Below are 20280 nucleotides of genomic sequence, written 5' to 3'. Positions count from 1 at the left end.
CCTAAAACTCCAGGGATGCGACCGGTTGACCGGCAGACACCGGGCAAGCATCGTCAGCTACATATTCGCGAAAGGTTCCAGCCTTTTCAGATTTCACTTCGATAAATGTCTTCATGACTTCAACGAGGCCGATAACGTCACCAACAGCGACCATGTCGCCTTTTGCCTTATAGGGTTTGGCTTCCGGAGACGGCTTCACATAGAAGGTTCCTGGAAGTGGTGAGAGCACTTGAGACATGGTTCCTCCCGCTTATCTCAAAGTCCGAGAACTGTCGCAGCCGGTGCAATGGTGATGCCCGCGTCCGTCAGTCCGGTTCGAATGGCTTTTCCGATCTCGAGGGCTCCGGGCGTATCTGAATGAAAACAGATCGTCTCGAACTCGATTTCGATATCTGTGCCTTCAGAGGTGGTGACGAGACCTTCCTTACAGGCCCGTACACACTTGGCTGCAACCTCTTCGGGCTTCAGGCGTGCAACACGCCGCTTGAAGATGATGGATCCGGTTTCGTCGTACTCGCGATCAGCGTAAAATTCGCGAGCAACCGGATGGCCTGCTTGTTTTGCAAGTTTGTAGGTTTCGGAAATCCCCATGCAAAACAGGATCGACGTGGCACTTATCTGGCCGAGTGTATCGACAAGTTTTTGCGACAACTCGGGGTTGGTAGCAGCTTCCATATAGAGGGCGCCATGAGGCTTCACGTGCTGCAGGCTTACGCCGTAGCGTCGTCCGAACTCGCGAAGTGCCCCAACCTGATAGACGATGTCATTTATGAGCTCATCAGATGATGTCTTGATGTAACGACGTCCAAACCCTTGCAGATCGCGATACCCGGGATGTGCGCCAAGCCCGACACCATAAGATTGCGTTAGTTTGACCACCCGGTCCATGGAGTTGGGATCACCAGCATGAAACCCGGTCGCCACATTGGCGGAACTGATAATCGCCATGATCTCTTCATCGGGAGCGTCGCCAAGGGTCCAATGACCGAACCCTTCCCCCATGTCACAATTGAGATCGACGATGTCTTGCATGTGCCTGCGCTCCAATCTTTATAGCTCAAGCCTCTCAGAAGCGAGGAAGGAATTGAAATTCTTTGTTTTGTGGAAGCAATATCGATTTATCCGATATTACTCCTGCTCAGCGTTGACAGCTTGTTCTTGTAATTTTTCGTAATTTTCAAAATTTGACGTTAGGTGATTTTCATGTACTTCTATTTTTTAGAAAAAGTTTTCCCCGTATTTGGAAAATCAGATACATGAACCTACGTCATCTGAAGTATTTTGTCGCAACCGCTGAGACAGGTCAGGTCAGCCGAGCGGCCAATGCTCTCGCGATATCCCAGTCTTCTGTCACAAGCGCGATCAAGGAACTGGAGATAACTCTGGGCGCCGACCTGTTTCAGAGATCATCAACAGGCATGGAAATGACAGATGCCGGTCGGGAGTTTCTGGCAGCTTCTCGTGAAATACTGGAGAAAGTGGACGAAGCTCGGAAACTGACAAGCCGCAGATCAGAAGAAGGCGGCCGATTGACGCTCGCGGCCACATATACGGTGATCGGCTACTTTCTTCCCTATCATCTCGACCGTCTGTCTCGCCTTCACCCGAACTTGGATATCCAAGTCAGCGAGCTGAACCGCGAAAGCATTGAAGATGGGCTTTTTTCCAACAGGTTTGATCTCGCCGTTGTTCTGACTTCAAACCTAACCAATCCGGACCTTGAAAGCGAAACCCTTCTAAAATCCTCCCGTCGTCTCTGGGTTCCGAACGGGCACAGGTTTTTAGGGTCTAACAAAGCGACCTTCGAAGCCATTGCCGAAGAAGACTACATCATGCTGACAGTCGATGAAGCCGCTCATACGACGATCAAGTACTGGAGTCAGACCAACTTCCTGCCCAAAACCAAATTGCGCACATCATCCGTTGAAGCAACACGCTCCATGGTCGCCAATGGTCAGGGTGTCACCATTCTGTCCGACATGGTCTACCGACCGTGGTCATTGGAGGGAAAACGGATTGAGACCCTTTCAACTAATATCGATATTCCAACCATGAATGTGGGCCTTGCCTGGCGAAAGGGAACGGAATTCACTCCTGCGATGAACCTCTTGATGGACTATTTCAAACAAAGCTTCGTCGCCCCACAAATGGCACAATTCGCTGGACGGAAGTGAACGCAATCGGGCCCTATCTATCGATCTAGCTGGATATTTTAGCAACACGGGTTCGTTTTTGATCAAACGAATTCAATAAGTTAGTAGTGCATTTGCAAATCAACTAGCGCTCAAATTCTGGGAGGTATTAATGCCTCTCATCCAGCAGAATGATGTCCTCTTCGCCTACAAGGCTCTGGCTATTATGCCGGACCTGTCCACCGCATCGCGGAGGGTGGCAGGTGCCATCATCGGTCACTTCAGTAAGAGAAATGGAACAGGCGACGGAAGCCGAACTGGCAAAGCCTAGCGGAGTGATGGAGTTTATCCTTGGGCAGATGCGCCAACTTGCGGCAAGTGCCTAGCACGGGTCCTTTCAGAGGGATTGACCTGCCCCAAGGGAATATTCGCGAGCGTAGGGCATCAAGACGCGCAGTAGCCAAACAGGTGTCAGGTTCTATGTCAGGGTCATGTCTCACAAAACCACTTATACTCTAGAAAATACTCACGAAATGCTTTTTCGAACTTGGGAATTCACTCCATACTGATTTTCAGGGTTTGAATTTGAGGAAATTTTTTGTGCGAAGACGTCCCCTATTGCAATGAGAACAGGGCCGTCAGTCTCCAAACTGTCGACACCTTGTGCCAGTTTGGTCAATGAGCCTGACCAGCTGACTGAGTCCTTCCGGGAAACATTGGCCATCGCTTTGACAGGAGTTCCTGGTCGCCGACCTTCGGTGATTAAACGCTGACTTATCTGGCCTGCCATTCGGCGCCCCATATAGAAAACGGTTGTTGTTGCCGGATCGGCTAGTCCGCGCCAATCGACCGTGTCGGGCAATTTTCCTTTTCTGGAGTGAGCTGTGACGAACCGAACGCTCTGCGCGTGATCTCGGTGGGTCAGAGAGATGCCGAGTTCAGCTGCCATCGCGGAGGCTGCGGTAATGCCGGGAACAACACTGGCCGGAATGCCTTCCTCAGCCAGTCTCGTCAATTCCTCACCCGCCCGTCCGAAAATCATCGGATCGCCGGATTTCAGCCGGACGACGTGTTTGCCCTGACTGGCGAGCGACACCATCATATCGTTGATGTCTTCCTGACGGCAACTTTCCCTTCCGCCGCGCTTGCCGACCAACATGCGTTTGGCTTCACGGCGCGCGAGTTCCAGAACACTGTCGTCAACCAGATCGTCAAACAGGATGACATCAGCGGATTGAAGCGTCCGCATGGCTTTCAAGGTCAGGTTTTCCGCATCTCCCGGTCCGGCACCGACCAGTGTCACCCGGCCCTGCCGAACATGAGCTGCCTCGCCGAAAACGTCTTCCAAATCACGGCTTGTGGCGTCTGCTGCGACAACCTTTCCGGAAAAGGCCATGTCGGTGAACCGTTCCCAGAACCTGCGGCGCTCTGCTCCCGGTGCGAGGCTTTCCAGAACGCGGGCCCGGATCCGGCCCGCAAGCGCTGCCCAGTCCTGAAGCGAGGTTGGCAACAGCGTTTCAATCCGCCGCCGGATCGCCTGACCGAGGATCGGGGCGACCCCATTGGTCGAGATGCCGATGACGACCGGGGAGCGGTTGACGATGGAGCCGAACTGAAACTCGCAAAACGGCGGATTGTCGATGACGTTGACCGGAACGCCTGCGGCCTTGCCGGCGCAATAAAAGGCCTGCGCCGCACCGTCCGAGGGGGCATCGGCTATTGCAAGCGCTGCCCCTGAAATCACGTCCGTGCTCCACGGACGGGCATGATGAACAAAGCGGCACTTCAGGTTGCCGCGCTCCAGAAGCGTTTCGAAAACCTCGCTGAGTTCTTCGGCAAAGACGTGTACTTCAGCTCCGCTGGCGGCCAGAAGTTCCGCCTTCCAGGCGGCTGCGTCCGTCCCTCCGGCGAGAACCACCTTGCGGCCTTCAAGTGGAAAGAACAACGGCAGGCTCGCCAAGGGCTCGACCCTTGCCACACGCCGTTTGGGGCGCACTTCAGCTGGCTTGCGCGATGTCGGCATCTTCGCGTGGTGTCTCCTTGGCAACAGCGTCGAGCAGGGTCTGGATTTCGGAGCGGCAAGACCCGCAATTGGTTCCGGCTTTCAGGCAGGCACCAATGGCCTTGACGGTGGTGGCGCCCTTCGTGGCTTCGGCGGCAATTTCCGCGCTGCCGACCTGAAAGCAGGAACAGACGATTGCGCCCTTGTCGGGAAGGTCTGCCGGCGGACGGCCCGCAAGAACCCGGTATCTTTGGTCTTTGGTCAACGTTTCAGCAGTCAACAGCCCGCAGGCCCACGGACGGGAAACAGCGACAGGATCAGGGGCAAAGAAAAACGCTCCGGCAAGCTCTGCGCCGAACCAGCCGGCAATCCTGAGTGCGCCCGTTGTGCCGTCTTCGAACCAGAGGAATTCTGTATCTTCAGGAAGGAGCCGGCCCGCAAAATCTTCGGGATTAGTGCACCTGTCGCCCGCCAGCTCGGCCCGCCAACCGCCTTCGGTCGGAGCAGTCGCCCAATATCCGGTATCGAGCTGGTCCGGCTTGTCCTTCAGAACCGCAAAGCCATGCCAGGAAAATTCCAGTTTGCGGATGGCAACAGGTGTGAACTTGGAGCCGGGCTGACCGGACACCGGGTCTGTTTCCGGCGCCACCACGGCATCGATCCGGCCTTTGGAGCTGACCTGATCGGTCCAGTGCATCGGCACGAACACCGATCCTTTCTGCGCCCGGTCGGTGATCTGCGCCCGGACAACGGCAGACCCATAAGGGCTTTTGACTTCCATCAGATCGGCGGGGTTGATACCGGCGTCTTGAGCGTCCTGCGGGTGCAGTTCGGCGAAAGGCTCGGCAATATGCGAAGACAAGCGCGACGTTTTGCCCGTGCGGGTCATAGTGTGCCAGTGGTCGCGGATCCGGCCGGTGTTCAGAACCAGCGGGAACCGCCGTTCGCGCTTACGCGGGTCCTTGTGAGAGACCGCGATGAAATTCGCCTTGCCGTTCGGCGTGAAAAAACCGCCCTTGGCAAAGAACCGCGTTTCGCTGTTGCAAACGGTTGCCCCGGCCTGTGGCCACTGGACGGACTCCAGATCGTTATACGCGGCTGCCGGGATGTCTTTCAGCGCACTGATGTTGAAATCCCGTGAGCCGTTGTTTCCCGCAGCGGACAATGCCACGTGTTCGCGGAAAACAGCGTCCGGGCCGTTGTAGGAAAACGCGTCCTCAAACCCCATCCGGCGGGCAACGTCCGCCAATTGCCACCAATCGGGTTTTGTCTCACCGGGCAGATCCAGAAACTTCCGCTGCCGTGAAATCCGCCGCTCGGAATTGGTGACGGTGCCGTCCTTCTCACCCCAGGCCGCAGCAGGCAGAAGAACATCCGCATAGGCGACGGTATCGGCTGCCCGGGTCACATCGGAGACGACCACAAACGGGCAGGTCTTGAGCGCTTCCGCGACCCCATCAGCGTCCGGCAGGCTGTCGACCGGATTGGTGGCCATTATCCAAAGTGCCTTGATCTTGCCATCCCATGCCGCCTCGAAAAGGTCAACCGCTTTCAACCCCTGTTTTGATGCAATGACCGGGCTCTGCCAGAGGTCTTGCACGAGCGCACGGTGTTCCGGGTTTTCGATCACCATGTGAGCGGCAAGCATGTTGGCAAGGCCGCCAACCTCGCGTCCGCCCATGGCATTCGGCTGGCCTGTTGCCGAGAACGGCCCCATTCCCGGTTTGCCGATCCGACCGGTTGCCAAGTGCGTGTTGATGATCGCATTGACCTTGTCTGTGCCGACAACCGATTGGTTGACGCCTTGGCTGTAAAGCGTAACCGTCTTTTCCGTCCGTGCCACCAGTGTGTAGAAGGTCGCAATGTCATGGGGCGTCAGGCCGGTTTGATCCGAAATCCGGTTGATTTCGCAAGGACTAGCCGCCGCGAGCGCCTCTTCAAAGCCGTTCGTATGGGCCGCGATATAGCTGCGATCCAGGGCTTCTGTTTCGGCAAGGAAGGCCAGCAGGCCATTGAACAGCGCGACATCCGTGTCGGGCTTCAAGCCAAGGTGCAGGTCGGCAATGGCGCAGGTTGCCGTTTCACGCGGATCGACCACGACGACCCGCATGTTCGGATTGTTTGCCTTTGCCGCTTCGACCCGCTGAAACAGCACCGGGTGACACCAGGCAAGGTTTGACCCGACCAGCACGAGAAGATCGCAGGTTTCAAGATCCTCATAGGTTCCCGGAACGGTGTCGCTTCCGAACGCGCGGCGGTGACCGGCAACGGACGAGGCCATGCAGAGCCTGGAATTCGTGTCGATGTTGGCCGAGCCGATGAAGCCTTTCATCAGCTTGTTGGCAACGTAATAGTCCTCGGTCAGGATCTGGCCGGAGACATAAAACGCAACGCTGTCCGGCCCGTGATCTCTGATGGCTTCAGAGAATTTACGGGCAACAAGGCTGAGCGCGCTGTCCCAATCGGACCGTTTGCCGTCGATTTCCGGATGAAGCAGCCGGTCTTCCAGCGACAGGGTTTCCCCCAGCGCTGACCCCTTTGAGCACAAGCGGCCGTAGTTGGCCGGATGATCCGGATCACCGGCAATTCCCACCGATCCGTCTTCCTTGAGTGTTGCTAGCACCCCGCACCCGACCCCGCAATATGGGCAGGTGGTCTTGACCGTTTTTTCTTTTGATGTGCCGGTCATCGGGCGCGGCTCCTTGGGCTTTCCTCGAATTTTGATTGGATGGACGCGGTCAGCTTGCCGACCGGCGTGCCAGATCGTCGACGGCAAGGAGCACCTTGCCGCCCTCGACTTTAGCGGCCGTCACCGGGACCGCGCCTTCATCGGCACCGGTTGCAAGACCCGTTGCCAGGTCAAACACCCAGTTGTGCAAGGGACAGGTAACCGATGTGCCATGGACAATGCCCTGGCTGAGCGGACCACCCTTATGCGGGCAGCGGTCGTCCAGTGCGAAGACTTCATCGTCACAGTGCGGACAAAGCATACAGCCCGCATCGGTTTCACTACCGGGCGCTTCGCGCGGGATGTCGGTCAGGTTACCGATCACGACCCAATTCTTCAGTTCCGCGTCATCCGCCGCCTCCCGTGTGAGTACTGCCATCGGTTTGAACTCGTGCTTGTCTTGCCTGAAACGCGCTCCGACCACGGATCGACCTGGGCGAATTTCTGGGAGAAGACGAAACGGTCGTAGTAAGCTTTGCGCTTGTCCGTGTCGTCCATGATCTGACGGCGGATCTCGCCATAGCCGATGCGTTTGGCCCATTTGTAGATCCGCTCCAGGTAGTGACCCTGCTCGCGGTACATCTGCGTGAGCGCGACGATATGTTCGAGCGCTTCATCTTGGGTTTTGACGAGACCGAGAACCTCGGTTTCCTTGATGTCGAGCCCGGCCGCGCCAGCAAAGTGGATCTCGAAGCCGCTGTCGACACAGACAACACCGATATCCTTGCAGGTTGCTTCGGCGCAGTTGCGCGGGCACCCGGAGACAGCCAGCTTCAGTTTGGCAGGTGTCCAGGACCCCCACATGAATTTCTCGATCCGTATGCCGAGACCCGTAGAGTCCTGGGTTCCAAACCGGCACCAGTCCGTGCCGACGCAAGTCTTCACGGTTCGAAGACCTTTCGCATAAGCCTGCCCGGAGACAAAACCGGCCTTGCCGAGATCGGCCCAGACGGCGGGCAGATCTTCTTTCTTGATGCCCAGCATGTCGATGCGCTGGCCGCCGGTGCACTTCACCGCAGGTATGTTGAACTTGTCGACGACATCGGCAATCGCGCGCAGCTCCTTGGAGGACGTCATCCCGCCCCACATGCGCGGCACAACGGAATAGGTCCCGTCTTTCTGGATGTTCGCGTGGACGCGCTCGTTGATGAAGCGAGACTGATAGTCGTCCGCATATTCATCGGGCCAATCGCTGACGAGGTAATAGTTCAGCGCCGGGCGGCACTTGGCGCAGCCGCCGGAAGAGGTCCATTCCAGCTCTTGCATGACGGCTGGAATGGTCTTCAGTACCTTGGACTTGATCAACCGGCGGACGTCCGAATGTCCGAGATGCGTGCAGCCGCACATCGGCGTCACAGCGGACGGATTGTAGGCATCGCCAAGAGTTACCTGCATCAGCTGTTCGACCAATCCGGTGCAGGTCCCGCAAGAAGCTGAAGCTTTGGTGTGGGCCCGCACGTCATCAATGGTGTTCAGACCAATTTCGGTGATCGCGCCAACGATTTTTGATTTGCATACGCCGTTGCAGCCGCAGATTTCCGCATCATCCGGCAAGGCTGCAACGGCCGCCGTAGGGTCCAGGGGGGCGCCCTCCTGATACGCCTGGCCGAAGATCAAGGTCTCCCGCATTTCCGAGACATCTGATTGTTTTTTCAAAAGATCGAAGAACCACGGGCCATCGGCTGTCTCACCGTAAAGCACCGCGCCAATGATCTTGTTGTCCTTCAGCACCAGGCGCTTATAGACCCCGGCGGACGCATCGCGCAGGACGATTTCCTCACGGTCTTCGCCTTCGGCAAAATCGCCTGCCGAATAAAGATCAACGCCGGTGACTTTCAGTTTGGTTGCCGTCACCGAGCCAGAGTACTCGGAGGCGCCACCAAGAAGATTGTTCGCGATGACCTCGGCCATCTCGTAGAGCGGAGCAACCAGGCCGTAGCACTGGCCATTGTGCTCCACGCATTCGCCGAGGGCATAAATATCCGGGTCGGCTGTGCGCATGGTGTAATCAACGAGAATGCCGCGGTTCACATCCAGTCCGGCCGTCTTTGCAAGATCGGCTGACGGGCGAATGCCAACCGCCATCACAACGATGCTGGCTTCGATCTCAGTTCCGTCATCCAGCCGGATACCTTTGACGTTCCCGGCACCGTCATCGACGATCTCGTGGCTGTTGGCTTTGGTGCGCACATCAATGCCGCGCCGGTTGAATTCTTCTTCCAGCAGAAACCCGGCTGCCGGATCGAGCTGACGTTCCATCAGCGTCGGCATCAGGTGAAGGACCGTGACCTCCATGCCCTGCATCTTCAGACCAGCTGCGGCTTCAAGGCCAAGCAGTCCCCCGCCAATTACTACAGCGCGGCCTCCGTCCTTCGCGGCGTTCAGCATCTGGTCGACATCATCGAGGTCGCGATAGGTGAGGACGCCATTGAGGTCCTTGCCCGGCAGCGGGATGATGAACGGGTTCGACCCGGTCGCAATCACCAGCTTGTCGTAATGAGCAGTGATACCGTTTTCCGATGTGACGGTTTTCGAAGCCCGGTCAATATCCGAGACCCGGGCCGATTTGTGCAGGGTTACGCCATGCTCAGCGTACCAGTCGTCACCATGGGTAATGATGTCTTCATAGGACTTTTCACCGGAGAGGACAGGGGACAACATCAGCCGGTTGTAGTTCACCCGTGGTTCGGCATTGAAAATGGTGACGTCATAAGCGTCCTTGTCCTGATCAAACAGGTGCTCCAGCATCCGGCCCGGTGCCATGCCGTTGCCGATGATGACAAGCTTTTGTTTATTCATGATTGCCATCCCCCTTTCATTCTGCTGCTTCGATCGAGGCCTTTTGACGGGCCATGCGGGCAGCACGTTTTTCCTGGATGGATTTGAGTTGGTCTTCACTCGGATCCGCGCCGCCCTCATAGGCTTCAAGGAAGTCGAGTAGTTCTTCGCGGTAGGCGTAATAATCCGGGTGGGCGAGAAGGTCCTTGCGCGACCGTGGGCGTGGCAGATCCACCATCCATGATGTTGCCGATCCGCGCATTTGGGCCGTTCGACATCATCACCACCCGGTCGGCGAGCAAGATCGCCTCATCGACATCATGGGTGACGCAAATCGCCGTTACCTGTGTGCGCTTCCAGACGTCCATCAGAACGTCCTGCAATTCCCAGCGTGTCAGGCTGTCGAGCATGCCGAATGGTTCATCGAGTAGGAGCAGTTTTGGCGATAGAGCAAAGGCTCGGGCAATCCCGACGCGCTGCTTCATGCCGTTGGACAGATCGACTGCCGGTTTTTGCATGGCATCGGCAAGGCCGACCTTGGACAGATAGTATTCGATGACGTCTCGCTTTTCCTGCTTCGACGCATCCGGATAGACCTTGTCGACGCCAAGGGCGACATTCTCATAGGCCGTCAACCAGGGCATCAGGCTCGGTGCCTGAAACACGACAGCCCGGTCGGGGCCGGCCTGTGTGACGTGCGTGCCGTCAAGGATGATGGCGCCCTCGGTAATCGGATTGAGACCTGCGACCATGGACAGAACCGTCGACTTGCCGCAGCCAGAATGGCCGATCAGCGTGATGAACTCGCCCTTGTTCATCTTCAAGTCAAACCCATCGACAACAGTCAACGGACCTTTAGGTGTCGGATAGACCTTCTTGAGCTGGGAGAACTCCAAGAAACGCTCTTCTTTCAGTGTCACTGCGGCTTTTTCATAAACGGCCGGCAACTTGTCATCTGCCTTCAATCGCCGTGTGATCGGCACGATGTTCGGCAGGACAATGTCGCGTTCCAGATCCGAGCCCCGTTCGGCCCCAACCCCCATCAGATATTCGGTGATGTCTGCCCGAAGCCTGATGAAATCCTCATCGTGATTGAGTTCACCCCTCTCGCGGGGGCGCTTGAACGGAACAGTGAATTCCGGCCCCAACGTTGCAGTGGCCCCGGGTTTGAGCGGGATAATCCGGTCTGCCAACAAGATCGCCTCATCCACGTCATTGGTGATGAGAACGATGGTCTTCTTTTCTTGCTCGCAGATCGCTGCAAATTCATCTTGCAGTTTGGCGCGGGTCAAGGCGTCGAGGGCGGACAGCGGTTCATCGAGCAGCAGGAGTTCAGGCTGCATGGCGAGTGCCCGGGCGACCGCTACACGCTGTCGCATGCCGCCGGAAAGTTCCGCCGGCTTGCGGTCTTTGGCGTGGGCCAGACCGACCATCTCGATGTATTTGTCGCAGATTTCCTTGCGCTCCCTGGCGCTCTTCTTCTTGAAGACACTGTCGACCGCGAGGGCTACGTTTCCGGTGACCGAAAGCCATGGCATCAGGGAGTAGGATTGAAAGACGACACCCCGGTCCGAACTCGGTCCGTCAATCTCCTTGCCCTTGAAGATGATCCCGCCGGTGTCCGGTTCGATCAGGCCCGCAAGCAGAGAGATGAGTGTCGTCTTCCCGGTCCCGGAGAACCCGACGATGGCAATGAACTCGGCTTCGTCGACCTTGAGATTGATGTCGTCCAGAACATCGGTGCGGTTGGCGCCTTCACCGTAAGACTTCGAGACGCCGGAGATTTCCAAAAAGGACATCGGGTTCTCCTTACCGGTTAGCCGAGAACGTGAAGGCACGCTGGAGAGCGAACATCAGCCGGTCGAGCATGAATCCGATGATGCCGATGGTCAGGACAGCAACCATGATCTTTGCCAATGATTGAGAGGATCCGTTCTGGAACTCGTCCCAGACAAACTTTCCAAGACCGGGGTTTTGAGCGAGCATTTCAGCGGCAATCAACACCATCCAGCCCACACCGAGCGACAGGCGCAATCCTGTAAAAATCAGAGGCAAGGACGAGGGTAACACCAGCTTGGTGATGGTCTTCCATGTCGGTAGTTGGAGAACACGACCCACATTCATCAAATCCTTGTCGACAGACGCCACGCCCAGCGCCGTGTTGATCAAGGTCGGCCACATGGAGCAAAGGGTCACGGTGACAGCTGAGATCAAAAGGGATTTCGACAACCAGTCATAAGGGTTAGCGTATGTTGCCGAAACTATCATCGTGACGATCGGCAGCCAGGCGAGCGGCGAGACCGGCTTGAAGATCTGAATGAGTGGATTGATGGCGCCGTTGAAGGTGCGCGACAAACCCGAGGCAATGCCGAGGGGCACGGCGATGATTGTCGCAATCAGAAAACCGAGACCGACGGTTTTGAGAGACGTGCCGATCTGGTCGATATAGGTAGGCTTACCTGTATAGGCTCGCTGCTTGATCCGTTCGGTTTTGCCTTCTGCGGCAAACTTGGCGTTGCGCGCATCCTGTCGCTCATAAAAGGCTTCGGCCTTTTCGCGTTCGCGCAGATGATCTTCCCAAAGGTTGACCGTTTGGGTCCAAACTTGTGCTGGCCCTGGTACAGCGCCAAGGGATGTCTGGACTTGCGGTGCGAGCGCTGCCCACATGGCAAGAAACGCCAGTATACCGATCAGCGGGATCACGAGCACTCGCTTGAGCTCGCCCATTTGTTCTTTCGGGCTGTCGCCAGCGGCGATTTTCAGAAGTGGGACCAGCCAGGAAAAGCCGAGCGCATCCAGCCAGCCACCGGCCTTGTTGATCGAGGTGAAGAGTTTTTCCTTGCGGGCGGCCGGGGCAAGATCCGGGGAACTAGCAGTGTCGGCATTGGCCATCGGTGGCGTCCCTTAACGTTTGAATTCTGGTGTTGGGGAGGTGGAGCGGCCGAGATGTTCACCGCCGCTCCCACAGTCACGGATTAACCACCGACCACTTTGTTGCCGTCTACGACCTGCTTGCCTTTCAAGCCAATCGGCAGACTATCGATGTAGGCGTTCGGTTGTTTGCCATCGTAGGGAATGCCGTCGATGATATCGGCTGCAGGAGTTGGTGCGCGGTAACCGTCGCTGTCCCAAGGAAAGTCATCCTCGGCCACGTGACCTTCATCGACCAGCATACGGGCAGCTTTCAGGTAGGTTTCCGGCAGGTACACAGACTTGGCAACTTCGTCGTACCAGCTGTCTGGCTTGTATTCGGAAATCTGACCCCACCGGCGCATTTGGGTCAGATACCAAACAGCATCGGAGTAATATGGGTATGTCGCGTAGTAGCGATAGAAGACGTTGAAATCCGGAACGTCCCGCTTATCGTCCTTCTCATATTCGAATGTGCCCGTCATCGAGTTGGCGATTACATCAGCATCTGCCCCGACATATTCGGACCGGGCCAGGATCTCGACCGCTTCCATGCGGTTGGCGTTATCGTTCTCATCCAGCCACTTGGCTGCACGGATTAGCGCCTTGGTGATGGCGAGTGTCGTGTTCGGGTTTTCGTCAGTGAATTCCTTGGTTAGGCCGAAAACTTTTTCCGGGTTATTCTTCCAGATTTCATAATCGGTGATGACCGGAACACCTATACCTTTGAAGACCGCCTGTTGGTTCCAAGGCTCACCGACGCAGTAGCCATAGATTGTGCCTGCTTCCAAAGTCGCCGGCATTTGCGGTGGAGGTGTCACTGATAGAAGGGCTTCCCCCATTATTTGACCAGAAATATCCTTTTCAGAATAGAAACCCGGATGAATATCGCCGGAGGCGAGCCAGTAACGCAGTTCGTAGTTGTGGGTTGAGACCGGGAAGACCATGCCCATATTAAACGGCTTGCCTTCTTCGATGAATTTGTCGACCACCGGCTTGAGCGCGGCAGCACTGATCGGGTGTTGCGGGCGACCGTCATCCATTTTCGGGATGTTCGGCTTCATCATTTCCCAAATCTCGTTGGAAACGGTGATGCCGTTGCCGTTGAGATCCATCGAAAACGGCGTAACGATGTGCGCTTTTGTGCCGAAACCGATAGTGGCGGCCAGAGGCTGCCCTGCCAGCATGTGGGCGCCATCCAGCTCCCCGGTGATGACCCTATCCAGCAAGACCTTCCAGTTCGCCTGTGGCTCCAGAGTGACGAAGAGACCTTCGTCTTCAAAATACCCAAGCTTGTATGCCACTGCGAGCGGGGCCATGTCTGTCAACTTAATAAAACCGAAGGTCAGCTCGTCTTTTTCAACATCGAGCATGTCGGCGTTCGCAGCCGTAATCGGCATCAATGCGGTTGCTGCACAAAACGCTGTAACTGCCAACCACGCACCAAACCGCGTATTTTTTCTATCCGTCACGTCCTATGTTCCTTTCTTGCTACCACCGCTTTTTGAAGCAGGGCAAACAAACAAAAAGCCGCCGTTTGATCCGGCGCTCGGGAGGAGTGGCGTCAGATCAAAACGGCGGCTTTGCCAAGGCACCCGCCTTTGGGTGCAAATGTTTCAGAGGCCGTCTTTGGCCTTGGAAATCAATTGGCAGGAAGTGTGCCAGTTTCTCACTACGTTAATTTATCTTTTTAAAGCAATAACTTAAAAATCTCGAAGGTTTTTCAAACGATAGCTTGAAACTGGATTTGGCTGAGAATGCGGCAATTGATGATGCTTTTTTGTGCATCGCAGCGAATACTCGTCTTAACTCGCCATATCAGCAAAGGGCAGTACCGCAACAGGGGGCTCTTCGCTAAAGCCTAACGCGTTCCTGAAGTAATCTGGATCAAAGACAGATTTGGCTAGGAACAAACTCGACTCGGATACATCAGCCTGTTCCCAACGAAGCATCTGCTCATAAAACCAAACAGCATGGGCAGGGTTTGGAAGCGCATGACTTCCGCCTGAAAACGAAAGAAAGTCCAGAATAAGCCTGGATGTTTCCGCATCGAATTGAATTTGTCCTGTCAACGCGGGCAGGCAGATCTCGGGAGGGCAATTCAGATATGGTTCCGACGATAATATTTCCGCTAACTCGCCGACGTTTGACGGGATGCCACACCAGTCCGCTGCAGCTGACAAAGCTTGCAACAACGCCGTCAAAGTTTCCGAATTCTGAGTAGCCCATCTTTTTGTCGTCCCAAGCACCTTCTCCGGGCTGTTCGGCCAAATCGCCTGTTTGTAGGTTACAATGCGCCCTACCCCGGTTTGAACTGATGCTGTGTTCCAAGGCTCACCAACGCAATAACCATCAAGTTGCCCCGTGGCCAGAGCATCCGGCATCAACTGCGGAGGAAGCACTGAAATTTGGACCTCCTCGTCAGGGTTGATGCCTGCTGCCTTCAGCCAGTAGCGCAGTTCGTAGGCATGGCCAGAAAACGGGTGAACAACCCCCAGCCGCAAGGTTTTTTTGTTCATTGAGTTGTGTCGCGCAATCAACTTTGCAAATGCCAAGCCTGTAGAGACCGGGTCCCCATCTACCTCGGCTCCAAAGTCTCTCATATGCCACCAGACTTCCGATGAAACAGTGATCGCGTTACCGCCAAGCCCCAACACCATCGGCGTCAGCATCGGCACGGCCAGATTTGTAAGCTGTAATGTTGAGGCGATCGGCAAAGGGGCCAACATGTGGGCAACATCAAAATGGCCGACGGCAACTCGGTCTCGAATATTGGCCCAGGAGGTTTCTCGCACCAATTGCAAATCAATGCCGTGGTCTTTGGCAAAACCTTTTTCAAGGGCTGCCACCAGAACGGCACTGTCGAGGAGAGGAATAAAGCCTGCAATTACAACGGGCGGAGTTTTCTTCATGGCTTAATCTCCCAATAAACCACTGGCGATGTTCAGGCTTTGAGCTACCTCGATAACTTTCCGACTTTGGCTCATCGCTGTTTTACGCAGGAGATCATAGGCCTGTTGCTCACTCAGCCCTTTAGTCTTCATGAGAATACCTTTGGCGCGATCAATCGTTTTGCGATCAGCCAACTCAGTACGCGCGTCTTTTAAGTCCTGGGTGAGTTTGGAATAGGCACGGAAACGACTGATAGCCATGTCAAGGATCGGCTTGACACGCTCCCGTTTCAAGCCGTCGACGATGTAAGCCGAGACACCTGCATCAACGGCAGCTTCAATCATGCTAGAATCTGAGTGGTCCACAAACATGGCAATAGGGCGTTGGACGGCGCGGGAGACTTGAAACATATGTTCCAATTGATCTCGTTTGGGATTTTCAAGATCAATGACAATCACATCCGGGTTCGCATCTGCAATGCGCCGCAATAGCCCATTTACTGTTTGCACGACGACAACCTTGTCGTGCCCGGCGTCTCGCAAGCCCTGCTCGATTATGGCAGCCCGTATGGCATTATCATCTATCACCAATATAGATAAACTCGATTCCATGCCCTATTTTTACGCATGGTCAATTTTTATGCAAAAGAAAATTGCTGCGGTGCAATAGTAACGATTTGATTGTTTGAAATTGCCAGACTGTTTCTCGAAACATTCTGTGCTTGCCACCAAAAAACTCACCTGAGTTTTCTTCTTGACTGCAATTAAACCTCGTGCGAGGTTTTTTCTCGTGAGTAACAGTTCTGACATTGAAGTGCCTGAGTTCACGCAGGCGGACGTCATTCGCATCACGAGAGTGAGCGCGAAAACGCTCCAGAATTGGACCGACCCCAGCCGGGAAATCCTGCGCCTCAGTCAGGGCAGTGTTGGTAAAGGGCGGCGGCGTTTGTATTCGGCGCTCGATATCATGGCGGTGACAATGATCGCGCATTTGAGCGCGCTTGGTGTCTCGCCAAATCTGGTTTCGCAGTTGTTCTACAAGCCAGAAGCGAAGGTCGGCGATTGGCTTACGACGGCAGCTGAGAACCTGGACAAGGAATACATCTGCAGGATTGTTTTTGATGCGGACGGGCTGTTCGCAAGCCTCATCGCAAGTCCAGAGGACAATGAGAGGTTCGCTTATGGCGATGACTGGGCGCGCGACCGGATGGCGTTCATACAGGTGTCCCTGACCCGCATTGCGTCCTTTGTGGCGCACGGAATTGATGACATCCGGTTTGACGAAACGCCGGATGATCAAAAGTCTGAAAAGGAAAAGGCAATTCGAACTCTCCGGGACGAATTGTTGAAAGACAAAAAAAGGGCAAAGCTTCCTTAGTTTCTCGTGTTGCTTGCCATTGCACGAAAGAAAGACATGGCACAGCGACAAAGACCCATCCGCCCCTCCGAGACCGCAAACTATCTCAAGGCAATCAAGACATCCGGGTTTAAATGTGCACGGCTGATTGCCCACCCTGATGGCCGCCTTGAAATCATCGGCGAAGACCGACCTCAAGACTCTGAACACGAGCAGCCATCCAAATCACCATTCGAACAATGGGAGATGGAGCATGCGAACACATCTTAAGGGTATCAACACCATCAAACGCAAACTCGCCACCGGCGAAGTGCGGACTTATTATTATCACAGGGCTACCGGCAAACGCCTTCAGGGGCTACCTGGGTCTCCTGAATTCCTGGCTTCAATTGCAGCAGCTGAAGCATCGACCCGCCAACGAGACAAGGGCACACTCGCCGGATTGATCCGTGAGTTTCAACAAACGGCCAAATGGCGGCGGCTGGCTGAATCCACAAAGGCAGAATACAGGCGCATCTTCACCTTCTGGGAAGATCAGTTCGGCACTTGTCCTTACCCCGCCTTGGAAGACAAGGCGTTTCGGCGGGCGGTCATCAAATGACATGACCAGTTTTCGGAAGAAAAACCGCGTGAGGCCGACAACCGGGTCACAGTCCTTGCCCGCATCCTGTCATGGGCAACGCGGGATGGTCCGCTTAGACGCAATGTCATGGATGGCTTTGAGCGCGCCTATCAAAGCGACCGTTCAGACAAGATCTGGCTGCCGGAGCATGTCGACGCTTTCATGGCCGTTGCCAGCCCGGAGATGAAATTGGCGATGGTCCTCGCGCTGCACACCGGGCAACGACGTGGGGATCTCTTGCTGCTCAATTGGAACAACTACGATGGTGAGCGCATCTCGCTTTATCAAGGCAAAACGAGACGCGGAAAGCCGAAAGGGCGGCTGGTTACCATCAAATGCACCAAGGCCCTCAAGGAGACCTTGGATGGCTTGCCGAAGCGCGCGACGCTCATTCTTACCACCAAGACAGGCCGCGCATTTCAAAAGCGCTATTTCGCGCTCCAATGGGAAAAGACCTGCAAGGAGGCAGGGAATGAAGACCTCCACTTCCATGACATTCGCGGAACGACCGTGACCATGCTGTTTCAGGCGGGCTGCAATCTTGGGGGAATCGTTTCCATCACTGGCCACTCGTTGCGGAGAGCGCAGGACATTCTGGACAAATATCTCGCCCGCACATCAACCATGGCGGACAACGCCATTGCCAAGTTTGAGAACGTATTGGAAACAAATTCTGCAAAACGGGCTGCAAAACAGGAAAGGCAAAATCATGCTAAGTGATGGCGCACCCGAGAGGATTCGAACCTCTGACCTCTGCCTTCGGAGGGCAGCGCTCTATCCAGCTGAGCTACGGGTGCTTGCAGCCGCGAAAGGTCGCAGCGCGGATAGATCGCTCTGATACCTGATTGCCCGGCCTCGGGCAATGGCTTTCTTTAGGTTTCTTCAAAACCTTTTTTAGACGGTTGCACCGTGGCTGGTAGCCGTATTTGAATTGACTGGAGCAGGCCAAAAACATCGGGAATTGTGATACGGCGGCCTGCCTTGTGCGTAGGCAGATGAAAACCAAACACAATGGATTTCAATGCCGCTTCGCAATCTCGTACTTATTATGGCCGACCAGGTGTCGGCAGATATTTCGTCCTTGCGTGACTTCGATCCAGCGCTCGACCGGATTTTAATGGTCGAAGTGCAGGAAGAAGCAACGCACATTCGTCATCACAAAAAGAAGGTTGCTTTCCTGCTGTCTGCCATGCGGCATTTTGCTGACCAATTGGGCCAACGGGGATGGTCTGTCAGCTATGTGAAGATGGATGATCCCGATAATACCGGGACGTTTTCAGGAGAAGTTCAGCGGGCGATCAAGGCGTGGCAGCCGGAAAAACTGCTCCTGTGTCATCCCGGTGAATGGCGCGTGTTGGAAATGGCGCGCCGTTGGGAGGCGGATTTTGGCGTTGCGGTCGAGATCCGGCCCGATGATCGGTTCATTATCAGCCTCGAAGAATTTGAGAACTGGGCGTATGGGCGCAAACAATTGCGCATGGAGTATTTTTATCGCGAGGTCCGGCGCAAGACCGGCTTGCTTATGGATGGTAGCCAACCGGTCGGCGGAAAATGGAATTTTGATGCGGACAACAGAAAGCCCGTGCCATCCAATCTGTTCCAACCCCAACCAGCACGTTTTGAATCCGATACTGTGACAACGGATGTGTTGGACCTAGTCAAAGAGAGGTTTTCGAGCCACTTTGGCGATCTCGAACCCTTTTGGTTTGCTGTTACCCGCGACCAAGCACTTTTAGCATTCGATCGATTTGTCGAAACGACTCTGCCGCAGTTTGGGGACTATCAGGATGCCATGCTGCGCGGTGAGAAATTTCTCTACCATTCCATCATATCGGCCTATTTGAACGCAGGACTGCTCTATCCGCTCGAACTGTGCCGACGGGTCGAGGAAGCTTTTGAGGCTGGTCATGTCCCGATCAATGCGGCTGAAGGGTTCATTCGTCAGATCATAGGCTGGCGGGAATATGTGCGCGGGATCTATTGGTTGAAAATGCCTGAATATCTGCAGCAAAATCATTTTGCCGCAAAGCGCGCCCTCCCGGACTTTTATTGGAGCGCGGATACAGACATGCTCTGCATGAAAGAGGCGATCACACAAACGCGCGAAGAGGCCTATGCGCATCACATTCAGCGCTTGATGGTGACAGGCAATTTTGCGCTGCTTGCCGGGGTCGACCCTCGCGAAGTGCATGAGTGGTATATGGCTGTCTATGCGGACGCCTTTGAATGGGTCGAGCTTCCCAACACCTTGGGCATGAGCCAGTTCGCCGATGGAGGGCTGCTGGGGTCCAAACCCTACGCCGCCAGTGGGTCATACATTGACAAGATGTCCGACTACTGTGGAGCATGCCGATATCGCGTGAAACAGAAGACAGGGGAGGACGCCTGTCCGTTCAACAGCCTCTACTGGCACTTTGTGGCGCGCAATTCAGAAAAATTGAAAAGCAACCACAGGATGCAAATGGTGTATTGCACTTGGGAAAAGATGCCTGCTGAGCGAAGGCGGGATTACCTTGAACAAGCTGAAAAAAATTTAGAGAAGCTGTGTGGGAAAGGCCGTCTTTAGACCGTTTTTCACGCCAGAAAGTAAATTTTTCACATTTGCGATTCGATGACAGGAAGTGGTTTTAGCGCAGCTGACGGCCACTCTAGTCGCCTGATTCTATGGTGTTCTCATCGGCAGTTTGAGACGTTCAAAGCCGTGCTGTCCGATGCGAAGCGGCGGGTTAAACTGTGGGGTGATAACGGTAATATCAGCTTCACCTGGTGTAATTACCGAGTGGGGAAATGAGAAATAAAGGCTTATTAACAATGGTTTGAATTAGGGGTATGGTGATCTTGAAAAAGATCTAGTGAAAAA

The 20280-nt window shown here is 55.0% G+C and carries 16 protein-coding genes, 1 tRNA gene and 2 pseudogenes; 7 read left to right on the top strand and 12 right to left on the bottom strand.

The window, feature by feature from the left end:
- Position 1 precedes the first annotated feature (1 nt).
- Positions 2-238, bottom strand: a complete 237-nt coding sequence (locus TRICHSKD4_RS15025) for an acetyl-CoA carboxylase (protein ID WP_009467725.1) — start codon at positions 236-238, stop codon at positions 2-4.
- Between the two features lie 17 nt (positions 239-255).
- The gene (locus tag TRICHSKD4_RS15020; protein WP_009467724.1) at positions 256-1032 is read right to left on the bottom strand and encodes a 5-oxoprolinase subunit PxpA; all 777 of its coding nucleotides are present in this window, start codon (positions 1030-1032) and stop codon (positions 256-258) included.
- A gap of 224 nt (positions 1033-1256) precedes the next feature.
- Here TRICHSKD4_RS15020 and TRICHSKD4_RS15015 point away from each other — a divergent pair, with 224 nt between their 5' ends.
- Positions 1257-2174, top strand: a complete 918-nt coding sequence (locus TRICHSKD4_RS15015) for a LysR family transcriptional regulator (protein ID WP_009467723.1) — start codon at positions 1257-1259, stop codon at positions 2172-2174.
- 130 nt (positions 2175-2304) lie between these two features.
- Positions 2305-2463 (top strand): hypothetical protein, encoded by a 159-nt coding sequence (locus TRICHSKD4_RS30820; protein ID WP_009467722.1) that lies wholly within the window; start codon positions 2305-2307, stop codon positions 2461-2463.
- 195 nt (positions 2464-2658) lie between these two features.
- On the opposite strand, the gene cysG is transcribed toward TRICHSKD4_RS30820, so the two are convergent.
- From cysG to TRICHSKD4_RS14970, 9 genes and pseudogenes are all read right to left on the bottom strand, one after another.
- Positions 2659-4155: a siroheme synthase CysG gene (cysG, locus tag TRICHSKD4_RS15010; RefSeq protein WP_083782802.1), complete on the bottom strand. Its 1497-nt coding sequence runs from the start codon at positions 4153-4155 to the stop codon at positions 2659-2661.
- Complete coding sequence (locus TRICHSKD4_RS15005) at positions 4130-6823, bottom strand: nitrate reductase (RefSeq protein ID WP_009467720.1); 2694 nt, start codon at positions 6821-6823, stop codon at positions 4130-4132. Before TRICHSKD4_RS15005 ends, cysG begins: the two co-directional genes overlap by 26 nt.
- 49 nt (positions 6824-6872) lie before the next feature.
- Positions 6873-7187: a nitrite reductase (NAD(P)H) small subunit gene (locus tag TRICHSKD4_RS30815; protein WP_009467719.1), complete on the bottom strand. Its 315-nt coding sequence runs from the start codon at positions 7185-7187 to the stop codon at positions 6873-6875.
- Between the two features lie 24 nt (positions 7188-7211).
- A pseudogene (gene nirB, locus TRICHSKD4_RS14995) lies at positions 7212-9661 on the bottom strand (nitrite reductase large subunit NirB); the annotation flags it as partial.
- Positions 9662-9677: 16 nt separating this feature from the next.
- Positions 9678-11439, bottom strand: a pseudogene (locus TRICHSKD4_RS14990) (ABC transporter ATP-binding protein).
- Positions 11440-11449: 10 nt separating this feature from the next.
- Positions 11450-12532, bottom strand: a complete 1083-nt coding sequence (locus tag TRICHSKD4_RS14985) for an ABC transporter permease (RefSeq protein ID WP_009467716.1) — start codon at positions 12530-12532, stop codon at positions 11450-11452.
- 83 nt (positions 12533-12615) lie between these two features.
- On the bottom strand, positions 12616-13950 hold the full coding sequence (locus TRICHSKD4_RS14980) for a CmpA/NrtA family ABC transporter substrate-binding protein (protein ID WP_139052158.1): 1335 nt from the start codon (positions 13948-13950) through the stop codon (positions 12616-12618).
- Positions 13951-14355: 405 nt separating this feature from the next.
- The gene (locus TRICHSKD4_RS14975; RefSeq protein WP_009467714.1) at positions 14356-15462 is read right to left on the bottom strand and encodes a CmpA/NrtA family ABC transporter substrate-binding protein; all 1107 of its coding nucleotides are present in this window, start codon (positions 15460-15462) and stop codon (positions 14356-14358) included.
- A 3-nt stretch (positions 15463-15465) separates the two neighbouring features.
- Positions 15466-16053, bottom strand: a complete 588-nt coding sequence (locus tag TRICHSKD4_RS14970; protein WP_009467713.1) for an ANTAR domain-containing response regulator — start codon at positions 16051-16053, stop codon at positions 15466-15468.
- 178 nt (positions 16054-16231) lie between these two features.
- Between TRICHSKD4_RS14970 and TRICHSKD4_RS14965 the strand changes: the two genes are divergently transcribed.
- From TRICHSKD4_RS14965 to TRICHSKD4_RS28250, 4 genes are all read left to right on the top strand, one after another.
- On the top strand, positions 16232-16819 hold the full coding sequence (locus tag TRICHSKD4_RS14965; protein ID WP_009467711.1) for a hypothetical protein: 588 nt from the start codon (positions 16232-16234) through the stop codon (positions 16817-16819).
- 36 nt (positions 16820-16855) lie between these two features.
- Positions 16856-17068: a transcription factor iiib subunit gene (locus TRICHSKD4_RS14960; RefSeq protein WP_139052153.1), complete on the top strand. Its 213-nt coding sequence runs from the start codon at positions 16856-16858 to the stop codon at positions 17066-17068.
- Positions 17052-17399, top strand: a complete 348-nt coding sequence (locus TRICHSKD4_RS28255; protein WP_009467709.1) for a hypothetical protein — start codon at positions 17052-17054, stop codon at positions 17397-17399. Before TRICHSKD4_RS14960 ends, TRICHSKD4_RS28255 begins: the two co-directional genes overlap by 17 nt.
- Positions 17400-17507: 108 nt before the next feature.
- Complete coding sequence (locus TRICHSKD4_RS28250; protein ID WP_009467708.1) at positions 17508-18140, top strand: tyrosine-type recombinase/integrase; 633 nt, start codon at positions 17508-17510, stop codon at positions 18138-18140.
- Here TRICHSKD4_RS28250 and TRICHSKD4_RS14950 read toward each other — a convergent pair.
- Positions 18141-18217, bottom strand: a tRNA-Arg gene (locus TRICHSKD4_RS14950).
- 224 nt (positions 18218-18441) lie between these two features.
- On the opposite strand from TRICHSKD4_RS14950, the gene TRICHSKD4_RS14945 reads away from it, so the two are divergent.
- Positions 18442-19986 (top strand): cryptochrome/photolyase family protein, encoded by a 1545-nt coding sequence (locus tag TRICHSKD4_RS14945; protein WP_009467706.1) that lies wholly within the window; start codon positions 18442-18444, stop codon positions 19984-19986.
- Positions 19987-20280: the final 294 nt, after the last annotated feature.

The sequence above is a fragment of the Roseibium sp. TrichSKD4 genome (genome assembly GCF_000148725.1).
In the GTDB taxonomy this organism is placed as follows: Bacteria; Pseudomonadota; Alphaproteobacteria; order Rhizobiales; family Stappiaceae; genus Roseibium.
This window is presented reverse-complemented; position numbering and strand designations above follow the sequence as displayed.